Annotated in this window: 8 protein-coding genes and 1 pseudogene; 7 read left to right on the forward strand and 2 right to left on the reverse strand. The window is 51.9% G+C overall.

Annotated elements, in window-relative coordinates; all coding sequences use genetic code 11:
• Nucleotides 1–93: 93 nt before the first annotated feature.
• The 5 genes and pseudogenes from HDF08_RS22145 to HDF08_RS10970 all read left to right on the forward strand — a co-directional run.
• Nucleotides 94–315: pseudogene (locus HDF08_RS22145) on the forward strand (two-component regulator propeller domain-containing protein); the annotation flags it as partial.
• A gap of 111 nt (nt 316–426) precedes the next feature.
• Complete coding sequence (locus HDF08_RS10955) at nt 427–3,225, forward strand: sensor histidine kinase (protein WP_257030968.1); 2,799 nt, start codon at nt 427–429, stop codon at nt 3,223–3,225.
• A gap of 127 nt (nt 3,226–3,352) precedes the next feature.
• Nucleotides 3,353–3,982, forward strand: a complete 630-nt coding sequence (locus tag HDF08_RS10960) for a response regulator (protein WP_179638497.1) — start codon at nt 3,353–3,355, stop codon at nt 3,980–3,982.
• A gap of 384 nt (nt 3,983–4,366) precedes the next feature.
• A complete protein-coding gene (locus HDF08_RS10965) occupies nt 4,367–5,707 on the forward strand; it encodes an NAD(P)/FAD-dependent oxidoreductase (protein ID WP_179638499.1) in 1,341 nt (446 codons plus the stop codon).
• Nucleotides 5,708–5,832: 125 nt separating this feature from the next.
• A complete protein-coding gene (locus tag HDF08_RS10970; RefSeq protein WP_179638501.1) occupies nt 5,833–7,539 on the forward strand; it encodes an FAD-dependent oxidoreductase in 1,707 nt (568 codons plus the stop codon).
• A 716-nt stretch (nt 7,540–8,255) separates the two neighbouring features.
• Here HDF08_RS10970 and HDF08_RS10975 read toward each other — a convergent pair.
• Nucleotides 8,256–9,197 (reverse strand): DsbA family protein, encoded by a 942-nt coding sequence (locus HDF08_RS10975; RefSeq protein ID WP_179638503.1) that lies wholly within the window; start codon nt 9,195–9,197, stop codon nt 8,256–8,258.
• 929 nt (nt 9,198–10,126) lie between these two features.
• Here HDF08_RS10975 and HDF08_RS10980 point away from each other — a divergent pair.
• Nucleotides 10,127–11,599 (forward strand): tetratricopeptide repeat protein, encoded by a 1,473-nt coding sequence (locus HDF08_RS10980; RefSeq protein ID WP_179638504.1) that lies wholly within the window; start codon nt 10,127–10,129, stop codon nt 11,597–11,599.
• 227 nt (nt 11,600–11,826) lie between these two features.
• On the forward strand, nt 11,827–11,919 hold the full coding sequence (locus HDF08_RS22345) for a cyclomaltodextrinase C-terminal domain-containing protein (protein WP_179638942.1): 93 nt from the start codon (nt 11,827–11,829) through the stop codon (nt 11,917–11,919).
• Between the two features lie 77 nt (nt 11,920–11,996).
• On the opposite strand, the gene HDF08_RS10990 is transcribed toward HDF08_RS22345, so the two are convergent.
• Nucleotides 11,997–13,313 carry a carbohydrate porin gene (locus tag HDF08_RS10990; protein WP_179638505.1) on the reverse strand — a complete coding sequence of 439 codons (1,317 nt, stop codon included), beginning with the start codon at nt 13,311–13,313 and terminating at the stop codon, nt 11,997–11,999.
• Nucleotides 13,314–13,338: the final 25 nt, after the last annotated feature.

Genomic DNA, 13,338 nt, shown 5'->3' on the forward strand with positions numbered 1-13,338 from the left:
GGGACCGCCGGGTTGATCACGTTTCGTATGAATGCCAAAGATCAAATCCGTGCTACAGCGATTGATTCCGGGCATACAAAGTGTCCCGACGATATGCCAGGTGCAACCGGGCGGAGATTCGACGTACGATCGCAGATCACAGTGGCATTGTGGTGTCTAATTCTCTGGGGAGTCCGCGTAGCGTATGGTTTGGATCCTTCTAGACATATCTCACAATATGGCCACACGGCGTGGCGACTCGGTCAAAACGGCCTCAATAGCGTGCCCCTGTCGATAGCCCAGACTCCAGATGGCTACATCTGGGTTGGAACGTCTTATGGTTTGTTCCGATTTGATGGGGTTCGCTTCACCCGCTGGAGTCCTTCGAGCGGTGAGCAACTCCGCAGTTCTTACATATTTAGGCTGCTTGGAGCAAACGACGGCAGCTTGTATATCGGAACTGATACCGGCCTGTCGCGATTGACGCATGGCCACATCTACAACTACCCAGAAACACTGCAATGGCCTGGGCCGTTCTTCGAAGACAGCCAGGGATCTGTTTGGATGGGAGACTTTGGAAACTTCACGAGCGCCAGCACTCTTTGCCGGGTAGGTAAAGAGCATTTGACGTGTTTCGGTACCAAGGATGGATTCGACTGCATGAACGGAACCTCCTTGATGTCAGAACACGCCGGCTCGATCTGGGTTGGGAGCAAAGAAGGCATATGCCACTGGCAGCAAGACAAACAACCGGTCAACTTTCCCCTACCTTATTTGTCCGGCCCAAATATGGCTAACAATTGGGTAGATGCACTCACTTCCGATGGAAAGGGTACGCTCTGGGCTGGTATTCCGATCGAGGGACCCGGGTATGGCCTGTTGGCTTTTACGGGGGACAGGTGGCAAAGCTATGTCACGCCTGAGCTGGATGGCACGAGCTTGCCAGTAACTTCTCTACTCTGCGATCGAAGCAGTTCTTTGTGGATCGGCACGCGGAGTAAGGGTCTCTACAAAATGAACGCGGGTAAGCTTGATCGATTCGATACGGCGGACGGGCTGAGTGGCAACACGATCAACGGAATCTTTCAGGACCGAGAAGGGAACCTCTGGGTAGTGACAGATCGTGGCTTGGATGCGTTTCGGGATCTACCCGTCGTCTCCTATACAACGCGTGAAGGTCTTTCAGATGACCAAGCGATTGCGATTGCGGCATCAGATGACGGAACAGTTTGGGTTGGTACTAAAGGTTCGCTTGTTCTTTTTAGAGGTCAGACGTTTTCGACCATTACTCCGGCAAACGGTCTGCCCACATCAGGTGTTCACTATCTGTTCCATGACTCTCGCAATCAGTTGTGGGTGGCGGGAGGACAGCAGTTGTATTTATACAAGGACAGCCATTTCGTACCCGTGTTGGACCAGAATAGTGCAGATATAGGATATGTCGTCTACATGACGGAGGACAGCAAGCATAAGCTATGGGTTTCCGCCCAAGATAGAAAGACAGGGAAAGACTCCCTACTCCACATAGACGCAACACATGTCGTTGAGAGGTATAGGTCACTTGGAGCCATGGGTGCGCAAGGACTCAATGCCATAGCTTCAGACCAGAATGGAGGTCTATGGGCAGGCGGGTATAAGCACGGCTTGTTTCGATTTCATGATGGAAACTTCGAGCGGGTAGCTGCCGGAGGATTTGATGGGCCGGTGGTTGAAATGGCAGGAGACCCCGATGGGGCCATTTGGATTGTAACCAAGCAAGAAGGGATGCTTCGTTACAAGGATAACAAGGCCCGGTCTCTTACGAGCAGGAGTGGACTCCCATGTGACAGTGGATTCGATATCGTAAACGATCACGTCGGGCACCATTGGCTCTATATGGCATGCGGGATTGTGAAAATTGACGACAGCGAACTTGCACATTGGTGGAGCGACCCTGCCTATTACGTTCAGACCACTGTGTTCGGCCTACTCGAGGGGGCACAGCCCCGACGATCTGAAACGTCTCCGGTCGCCACTCCCGACGGGCGTATCTGGTCAGTTGATCGATCTGCCGTTCAAGTCATCGACCCAAAACACCTGCCTCATAACGACACGCCGCCACCCGTTCATATCGAGCGTATCGGGGTCGACCACAAGGAATACCCCGTAGGCAGGGATATTCGTTTTCCTGTCTCTCCCCACGAAGTGGAGATCGACTACTCAGCTCTCAGCTTTGTCGTTCCAGAGGAAGTAAGGTTTCGCTATCAGCTTGTTGGGTATGACAATGCGTGGACCGACTCCGGAACCCGTCGGCAAGCCTTCTATAACGATCTCGGCCCCGGCCACAACACTTTCCGCGTGATGGCTTGTAATAACGACGGGGTTTGGAACCAACAGGGAACGACTATCAGTTTTATGATTCCTCCTGCCTGGTATCAAACAGCATGGTTCAAGTTCTTATGCGTTATCTTTGCAGCGACTTTAGCCTACACCCTCTATCAATTCCGGATAAGACAGTATGCAGCTATGCTCAAGGCTAGATTTGACGAACGAATTGAAGAGCGAACGCGGTTAGCTCGCGATCTACACGACACGTTGCTTCAGACAATCCAAGGCAGCAAGATGGTTGCAGATAATGCTCTTGAGCGGCCATCCGACGCTGCCCACATGCATAAGGCTCTCGATCTTGTGTCAACGTGGTTGGAACGAGCCACGCTGGAGGGGCGCGCAGCTCTCAACTCCCTGAGGAGTTCGACCGTCGACACCAATGATTTAGCTGCAGCTTTTCGCCACGCAGCAGAAGACTGTCGTATAGGTAGCACGATCCAGGTGTCCCACATCCTGACCGGGACCAGCAGCGACATGCATCCCATTGTGAGAGATGAGATTTACCGGATCGGATACGAAGCCATCAATAACGCCTGCGTCCATTCTGGAGGAAGTCTCGTTACGGTAGAGCTCACCTATAACCACAATGTTCAGCTAAAGATCAGAGACAACGGCAAGGGCATTGAAGAAAAGACCCTACAGTCCGGAAAGACCGGACACTTTGGGTTGGAGGGTATGCGGGAAAGAGCGGACCGTATTGGCGCCAAGCTTTTAGTGCGAACGGCACCCAACGATGGAACCGAGGTTACTCTGCTTGTTCCCGGCTCAGTGGTTTTCAAGACCTATAGACCTACAAAACGGTCGCAATTGTTGAAGCTGTTTGCCATCGGGCAGGATTCGACACAACATAACGGCTCGGGAGGAGGCGCTCACAACTGAGCATCGAACCACCAAGGGTCAGAGTGGTCTCGATGAAATGTTGCTCTAACGTCTGACCTCATCCACATATTCACGATTCATTTCCGAGTCATGGCACGCGCCATAACTCTAAAAGGGAGCAAACCCAATGCAGTCATCCGACCCAATCCGCATCATGCTGGTCGAGGATCATCCACTCTTCCGACAGGGGTTGAACATAATTATCGCATCGCAATCAGATATGCAGGTGGTAGCGCAGGCGGGGACATCCTTGGAGGCAGTCGAAGAGTTCCGCCGTCATAAGCCTGATATCACGCTAATGGACCAACGTCTTCCGGGACAGACCGGAACAAGCGCTCTGGTGGCCATTCGAAAAGAGTTCGCCGCCGCTCGCGTGATCATGTTGACCACGTCGGAAGGTGACGTCGAAATCAAGGGGGCCCTCTGTGCTGGGGCTTCAGCCTATGTATTGAAAAGCACACCATCGGAGGAGTTGTTTTCGATCATCCGGTCGGTGCATACCGGGCGCACGCATATTCCGACCGGTGTTGCCTGCCGTCTTGCGGAGCACTTGGGCCAAGAGAATCTCACAGAGCGTGAGATGGAAGTGCTCAGACTGATTCAGAGCGGCAATCGCAATAAGCAAATCGCCGAACAACTCTCTCTATCAGAAAACACAGTGAATTTTCACGTCAAGAATGTCATGGACAAGTTGCAGGCCAATGACAGGGCACACGCCATCTCCACCGCTATTCGTAGAGGCATTCTGAACGTCTAGATCTATCGAAATGGTGACACTCCTAGCGAGACGGTGCTTCGGCGTCTTTCTTACGACTTTGGGTTATGACTTTCGCCCGTCACGGACTGCCACCCAACGCGCAGGGCTCGGGCATCTAGGACTCAAGATTTCACCTAAAGAAAACGATAGGCCTCCTGCCGTAACGAATGCTAGTTCGCTCCCGCGCCAGAATCGGCACAATGACCATAGCTGATTTGGTTCGTACTTTCTTCAACTGTAGTGAGAGGAGAAAGCGCTATGTTCCGAAACGTGTAGCATTTGCTATAGCATCGTCCGTTACTGCAGTAGGTCACATTGGTTCGGGGACATGAGTCGCCGCGGTAGCAACTGTGCAGCCGAAGCCTACTAAGACAGGAGCGAAACGTGTCGCGCAAAACTAGAATCCTTATCCTTGGCGGAGGCTTCGCAGGCGTGGAGGTAGCTCGGGTTCTCGAGCGACTCCTAGAGACAAGAGAGGCGGAGATTCGCCTCGTGAGCAGAGACAACTTTTTGCTATTCACGCCCCTGTTGCATGAGGTCGCCGCTAGCGACCTGGATATTACGACCATCGTGAATCCCATTCGAAAGATGGTCCGTCGCACCGAATTTATTGCTGCAGACGTGAACTCGATCAACCTGATTGAACAGACCGTCACGATTGCACATGGAGTCGACCGGCATATTCACATTCTCGGCTATGACCATGTAGTGCTTGCGTTAGGCTCCGTTTCACACTTTCGTGGAATCACCGGCTTGGAACAGAATGCAATGACCATGAAAACGCTGGAAGATGCCATCACACTGCGGAATCGAATGATCGCACACTTGGAAGAGGCCGATCCAGACTGTTCGGAGATTACGCGGGATGCGACGCTCACAATGGTTGTTGCGGGGGGTGGATTCGCTGGAGTAGAGACGGTTTCCGGGATTTACGACTTTATGGAATCAGCCGTGCAGACCTATCCAAATCTGTCTCCTTCGATGCTCCGGGTAATGCTCATCCATGGCGGATCGCATCTTCTTCCTGAACTCGGACCTGAACTTGGCAACTTCACCGGGGACAAGCTGGTCGCACGTGGCATCGAAGTCCTTCTAAACAGGAAACTGATCGCCTCCACTCCGAATGACGTCACCCTCGATGACGGGAGAGTAATCGCCACCAAGTTCGTCGTCTGGACGGGGGGAAATACTGCGCCAGCTCAACTTGCCCAACTCAGAACCGAATCAGAGGATGCAAGGGTGTTGACGACCAGAACGATGCTGGTAGAAGGCCATCCAAATGTGTGGGCCTTGGGCGACTGCGCACGAATACCAGATAGCAATGGAAGATACTATCCACCGACAGCCCAGCATGCATTGCGACAGGCAAGAGTTCTTGCAGAAAACTTGGCGGCTTCCTTACATGGTCAAACCACAAGAGAGCTAAGTTTTAACACAATCGGCCAAATGGCTTCGATTGGGAGACGGAGCGGAGTAGCCCAAATTCTAGGTTACAGGTTTTCCGGTTTTACGGCATGGTTCCTCTGGAGAACTGTATATCTCACCAAACTCCCACGATGGGGGAAACGAATTCATGTTGCTTTGAACTGGTTTCTCGACCTTTTCTTTTCCAAAGATAGCGTTCAGTTCATGTCCTTTCGAGCACCTGGTCAAGGCATTCCAGAGAAGGGATCTTCAGACACTCTAGAGAGTAGAGCCAGTGCTTCGAATTCTCAGGGCGTGTAAGACGCTATCGATGCTTAAAGCTGCAGCCAGTCCAGAATGTCCTGCACTGGCAATTCAATTTCGATGGGCACGTTACATTAAAAGAATTACGAGACCTAAGTCCGCCGACGACACGAGAGGACACGATGATGGCAAAGAATCGAAGAACACCACCTCAAGCTATTCAAGATGTCAGCTTCAAATACATCGGAAGCGCTACGCAGGGAACCGCGGCGCCGATGCTCTCTCAGGAGATGATTCAGCGTCTTAACGCCTATGGCGAGACTCAGACATTTGACTCAAGTCTGACACTATTCGAGAGAAGGTCTAGAAGTGGCGATATGTTTGTGGTCATCGAGGGTCGGATTGATCTCTTTGAAGATAAGCCAGGACACCCCGTTGTGCCATTGGCGACCTTAACAAAGGGCCAATTCAGCGGCGAATTGGATCTGCTTAGCGGACGGGATGGGCTGTTGAGTGGTCGAACCGCGAGGGGAAGCAGAATTCTCCGCATCGATGCACACTCACTGCATAATTTAATGCGCTCGGAGTTGGACATTGCAGACGTAATCGTCCGTGCATGGATCGAACGCCGTGCGAGTCTCATGCAGCGTTCCCATGGAGGCGTCATTGTGATTGGACACAGTCACGATGCAGAGACTATGCGGATGCGCCAGTTTTTGGTTCGCAATGGCTACCCCAACAAGCTCATCGAGGCCGAGTCGAATCCTACTGCCCAGTTGCTGCTCAATGGGCTTAACCTCGACCCATCGGAGATGCCGGTGGTTTTCCTGCCCGACCAGCGTGTCCTGAGGAATCCAAGCAACACAGTGTTAGCGGACGAACTGGGAATAAGCAACGTATTTGAGGCCGAAGAGATCTTCGATGTTGCCATTGTGGGAGCTGGGCCAGCGGGCTTAGCGGCCGCAGTCTACGCCGCTTCAGAAGGGCTCACGACCGTTGTGCTGGAAGGCACTGCTCCCGGGGGGCAGGCAGGCACAAGTTCCAGGATCGAAAACTATCTCGGTTTCCCAACTGGCATAACGGGACAGGAACTTGCTTCTCGTGCTGAGATTCAGGCACAGCGTTTCGGAGCGCGTCTTGAGGTCGCCCGAAATGTGGTTGGCCTAAGCAGTTCTCCCAAGCTGCATAGGCTCTGTCTTTCGGATGGTCGCATGGTGACCTCCCGTACCGTCGTGATTGCGACAGGAGCTCGATATCGCAAGCTACTGGTTCCTGGTTATGAACGGTATGAGCTGACCAACATCCACTACGCTGCGACGCCAATCGAAACGACCCGCTGTATTGGCCAAGATTTAGTCGTGGTCGGCGGTGGCAACTCAGCTGGGCAAGCTGCACTGCATCTGTCTAAGGACGCAGGTTGCACGCACCTAGTCGTGCGTGGAATGACACTTGAAGCAACGATGTCGGACTATCTAGTACAGCGTATTGTGTGTTCCCCCAAGATCAAACTGCATCTCCATTCCGAAATCGATGCCATCCTGGGTGGCGACCAACTGCACTCTGTTCAAGTGCGAGACCGTTCGTCGGGAGGAAGAAGTGTCTTCAAGGTCGCTAATATTTTTGTCATGATCGGTGCACATCCTAATACGAGCTGGCTCAAGGAGCATCTTGACCTCGATCATAATGGCTTTATTGAGACAGGCCGAGCTGAATGGAAAATGCAGTCGCGTTTCGCTACGAGTAGACCAGGGATCTTCGCGATCGGCGATGTCAGAGCCGGGTCTGTGAAACGCGTTGCCTCCGCCGTAGGTGAGGGGTCGGTGGTCATTTCGGATGTACATCATTACTTGGAGAAGCTAAGAGTTGCAGGCTGTGTGTCGGCTTATTAATGGCCCATGATATTCGTCCTCTTCTTGCGCCTTGCCTACGCATATCAAGAGTTGATAACGCCCGGCTGGAACAACTCGACTCTGACTGGATATGTACTCAGTGTCGTCGTCTCTGAAGCTTCCACTGTAAAAACCTACAGACTCACAACTCAAGATTCGATGGTCTCGCCGACGTGCACACGAGTAAGTTCAAGACAAGTGGCTTAGTTAGGGTGATGCGTGTCAACTGCTGGAATAGTTCTGTCATGAAGGTATTGATCACGAAGCATTCTGAGCTTTGTAGGCGAGATCGCCTACATGCAATCAGGGGGCACCAGGATCATTTTGCTTCAATTATTGCCAGCTTAATGCAAAACGACAAACGGAGGCACGCATGAAGCAAATTCTTGCAGATAGTTCAGATGCTGGGAGCATATGGCTGGGCTTTCGTGAAGCTAATTCGAAAGCTTTATTATAACCTCATGATACGTTCTCATATCTGTTGTGGTTTGCCTTTGCGGTTGGAGGGATGGAAGCTCTTGGTTGCTGGCGGGAGAGTTCCAACTCACGGGTGTCTTCTGGAGATTCGTGACGGAACTCAATGGGAAACTTTGGCACTTTTGGCTAGTGCATCGTCTTGTTCGCTGTGAGTTGGATCGCTTCTATCGGATTTACAAATGGCGCAGGTTCGACAGTCTTGATTTGGAAGCCAAAGACATCTAGCCCACACCAAAGAATCACTTTTTGATAGCGACGACAGGGGGTCGTATACCCTGCGAACGAAGGGCATCGTCGATTATTTGAAAAAGAAACGTTACTGGCACTGCACCTTCTATTTTCGCTCCATTGATGAATAGCGTTGGAGTCCTTATGACTCCCAAATCTTCCGCTTCCAGCTGTGATTGTTTGATAGAACCAGCGTCTTGCTTTGAGACGCAAGCGTTGACCGCGGTCACGTCGAGATGACTGCGCTCCGCAATTCTTAAAACGATCGCATCAATGCCTTCGTTGGCCTTAGCTAAGGTTCGCTCCTGGCCGCCTAGTTCACTCGATACTTTATGGATCTGGTCGACTGCTTCCCAATATGCAGTCGAGTTGTACTTCGCTAGGCAATTCGTATCAACTGCTGCTCTGACTGCCCATGGATGGCCTTCGGAAGGCATGTCTCGATACACGACATGGACTTGCTCTCCGTATCGGTCAAGGAGAGCAGGAAAAAGTGTCTGATTAAGTCGTGCGCAAAACGGGCACTCCAAATCATCGAAAATGACGATTCGCACAGGTGCCGTCGAAGGGCCACCTCGTCTTGGGCGCGTTTCATCAGCGAGCGACGTAAGCGCGGTGGATGGCACCTCCAATTCACGGAACTGAGCCATCTTTGTGCCGTCTTTTGAAAGGAGCAAATCGACGGGCTTTGAATGGATGCCATTGGCGATGTAGGAAACCTCAACTTGATCATAGCCGGGCACCAGACTTGCCACTCGTGGACCAACCTCTACCGTGGACTCGGGAGGCAATTCTGCATGAGAACGAAAAATAACTTCTATTCTCCACTTCAGCTCAGGCGAAAGTGGTTGATTTGGTGGACCTGTTATCTCTCCAGCCTGGCTTATGTTCGCGCTGCCTAGTGTCAAACATAAAAATAGCGTGCAACGGAAAACTGCGAACGAAATCGACATTACTTCAATTTTCCCACGCCAGACTCCAATGTGATGCTCACCTAGAGAAAGATACAGGGCCACTGCTGTTGCACGGGATGGCTCTCTAAAATCGCGATTCAGAGAGCATCAAGGTACCGAAGCGGTACGCTCGCATCTCTACGGCAAGAGGCTTCTTAAGAATGCCCGGCACGGCACTGACCAAGTGTATGCAAACAGGTAGAGCGGTGATGTGAACGATCAATATGACTCGTTGATTGCAGTCAACTCTGTCATTCTCGATATAAAGAGAATGGCTGAACACGAAGAAAGGTCATTAAAATGGACAGTAAATCGACCCTGCTGTTGCTGACGCTCTGTGCGCCCGCCGTTGTTCTCGCACAAACGCCTTCCGAAGCTACTGCTCTCAGTAAATTTGAGGTGCGGGAAAACCATCGTCCTGTGTATAAACACTGATGCACCCTCGAAGTTCGAATCAAGCGATCACGTATTTGTTCAGAGCGTAGTAGCGGTGGACTTTACATATCGCAAGGTGAACGTCACATTGCGATATGTTGCTGCCTGGATTCAAGCGGCCAATCAGTCTATTTACATCTTGAACCAATGCATCGAACTTATTTTTCGCACGGGCGATGGGCATCAACTATGCGTCGAAACTCCGCAACGCAGCCGGCAGCCCAGGCTAAAGGCCACTTAGCCAACATCGATTGATAATCTCATTCGCTTGTCGGCAATGTCCAAGCTGCAGAAATAGCCTAACCATACGGACAAGAATACGAGGAAGTAGAATGTTTTTTCGACGAGCGTCGATAGCCTGGATATTAGCGGGTTTGTGTATATCTGCGGGGGCTCAGCATGTGATGGTGGGGCCTAAGATTCTCCCAGAGAATCCCCCGAATGATACACATCTGACAACCCCAATCCTAAACTTGGGTGATGGAGGTGTCGAAGTGGAAAGGGCTTCTTTCGCTGCGCGCATCGCATTCGAAAACGGGATACGCCTCGATAACTCTTTTTCTCAAGAAGAGGCGATTCGCGCCTTTATGCTTGCCGAACACTTAGATCCGGGTTGCGCTATGTGCTATTGGGGAGAAGCGTCGGCACTTGCTCCGACCATCAATTACACAATTGCTTCAAGTGAAGCGGCGAGAGCAGTCGAAGCTCTATCGCATGCTCAGGCGCTCGCCATCAGCCTATCTCCAAAGGCCAATGCAATCATTACTGCAGAACAGCAACGATATGTGATGCGCGACAGATCATGGACTGTCGATGGCGAAGCAGGGGCAAAAGCTGCTGATGCTTTGGCGGATATTTTTCCCATAGATGACTTCCTTCAGGTGAGCGCCGCAAATGCAGAGATGATTGCAGCGGAGAACGGTGTCCCAGGCTCCGCGTCTGCGAAAGACCCACATTTAGTGAAGGCGCAGGCGCATCTTGAAACCGTGCTGCATCGCAATCCCACATATACACCCGCGATCCACTTCTATCTGCACTTGACGGAATGGCAAGATCGGCCTGCCGCGTCTCTGCAGTATGCGAATCGACTTGCGTCGCTCGCCCCAGCATCGGGGCATATGCTCCATATGTCGAGTCACATCGACTACCGCACGGGCGAGTACGAAGCTGCGGCGCAAGCCAACATGGCCGCAGTCTTGGCGGATATAGGCTACGTGGAAAAAATGCAGCCCCCCGGGGGAATGGCGTCCATCCCAATGCACCTACACAACCTCCTGTTCGGACTTGTATCGTCACTCATCAGTGGCGATAAGAATTTGGCATTAAGCTTCGCAGATGAAATGCAGCGATCCTCTCCGCCTCAGAGCTTGGCCTTCGCGGAGTCCTATCTTGCCTTCGGTCGATTTCTTCCTGTAGAGGATGTTCTGAACCTGAAAGCTCCTGGTACCTCTCTGGCAAATGGGTTTTATCACTTCGCACGTGGAGAGGCGATGATTCGTCGCAACGACGGTATCGCCGCGGGTCACGAGGCTGCACTGATTGAAGACGTACATAAGACCGGCTCGTTTGAGCATACTGATCCGAAGATTGTCGCTATGCTGACGGTCGCCCGTGAAACGCTAAACGGTCAAGCTGCAATAGTCCAGAAAGACTATGTGAGTGCAGTGAAAGAGTACACTGCGGCAGCAAGCTTTGCGGAAGAGAACGATGGCTATCGCGATCCACCGATCTGGCCTTGGCCGCCGCGCCGAAGTCTTGGTGAAGCGCTTTTGCTTCAAGGGCATCTTCGCGAAGCCCGTAAGGAGATTGAAACAACACTTCTTGCCATGCCAAACGATCCTGTTAGCCTTCGTGTACTGGCAGAGATTGCCGGTCAGTTGCTAGATCCCCAATCCGCTGGCATTCAAGAGCACGCCGCAAAGGTCTGGTTTGGGTCATCCGATTTGTTGCAGCCTGGGATGATCTGAGCCTAATCAGCGTGGCCTACCAGAAAGAGGATCAAGAGGATCGGTCTCTCGTCTCCGACCAATAATGATCGGAATAGTGCTTTGCGTGGATCGTCCTGAACCCCAACCACTTCAGGGTCTATGTGCATGCTGAAAGTACCAACAAAGATTCGGTATTGTCTTATTACCGGCAGTTGCTCCGAGTTCAAAAATTAAAGAAGGTGCTTATCTTCGGCGCGTAAAGAGATATATCGGAACAGTACGCCAATGTCTACGCCTACGTGCGTGCCGATGATACCGAACAGGTCATCGTTGTATTGAACTTTTCAGACGAGGCGTAGATTTGAAGTTGCCACACGATATCGTGGTAAAGCATACCAATATTTCGAATGTGTCAGTGTCAGCGCGGAGCGGGAACTCAAAAAATAAACCGCATCCTTGCGCTGGGCAGAACGCTCGTGTAAGGCTTCACCGAATACGTCGGATGGATCGACACCTGGAGGTCAGGCCCCATTTCAATGCTGTTTGTAAGTCGAAGTCGATAGAAGGTCTCAAAAAGACTCTCGTGGTGTCTGCCGGTGTGGTTTGGCTCCATGTAATTCATCGCAGCGCCGAACATATCTCCGCGCCGTCCGAATGGTTTTATATTTGTAATACCAAGCGAGCCTGCTCCCTTAATCAGTCCTCCCGTGTCTGTTGCAAAGCCAACTCGTCCAAAAGGTGTCAAGCCGTTGCGGTATTCGCGGTCGAAACCAAAAGCAACCCCATGACCGCTCCCAAGATCTTTCGTATCGTCATGCCAAAAAGCGAGACGCAGGCTTTGAAAGCCACTTCCAGGCTTACCTTTGAACCAGCCCAACTCAGTAGCTTCGAAATATTTCTTATCTACTAACGTCGCAATGCCATCTTGTGCTCCCCCCACTGTATCCACAGCCACACTATGCAGGTAAAGGTGCGAAGTGAACTGATACTCCACCGCCGCACCACCTGCAAACGCACCAAGATAAGGGACTGTGAGGTTTCCGCTATCCACACCATTTAGGAACTGCGTCGTCTCATCGCCGTTATACAGACTCAGCCCGATGTGTTGATTTGGATGTACCTTGCCAACGTAGATCGAAAGTCGCTTACGAAGAAAATCCTGTCTCAAGTAGAAAATGTTAAGTGTGATTGGCCGCTGCTCTCCCCCGCCCTGCAGCGAGTTCAAGAATACTCCGGAACCCATTTTGTCGCTCAAATTGAACTGCTGACTGATTTCAATATTCGTGCCGGAACGTATCAGCAGTCCAATCGACGCGCTCGTACTCTCGCGGTCATACACCGCCAGGTTTCCGTTGAAATCGAGCCGTCCACTCGCCTGGTTGTGCCGCACGCCAAGTGGGGTATCCGTCGCATATTGGTTGATGATGGTGTATGTAGCACCCAGCCGCAAGCGTGCGGCCTTCTCCAGCCAACTCACACCTTTATCGCTCGGTCGTGTGATGAATCCGAAGAGATCGCCCTTCAAAAGCGGATCTGCTGGGACATACGCCAGCGCCGCCTCCACTGTGTCCAACTCCTGCATCAAGCCCGGTGACATTTTCAAGACAGGCGGCATCGCATGCGGTTCCATCTGGCTCGTTCTGGTACTGTCTCCAGTAATGCCGCTCGATGCCGTGCTCTGAGCCGCAAGGACAGCAGGTGCTTCTACCACAGCCACCAGAACCGTCCCTAATACAAGCTTGGTCATCTTCATTTGATTCCTTTAGAGGAACCCAAAC

The sequence above is a fragment of the Tunturiibacter empetritectus genome (assembly GCF_013410875.1).
GTDB classification, from domain to species: domain Bacteria; phylum Acidobacteriota; class Terriglobia; order Terriglobales; family Acidobacteriaceae; genus Edaphobacter; species Edaphobacter empetritectus.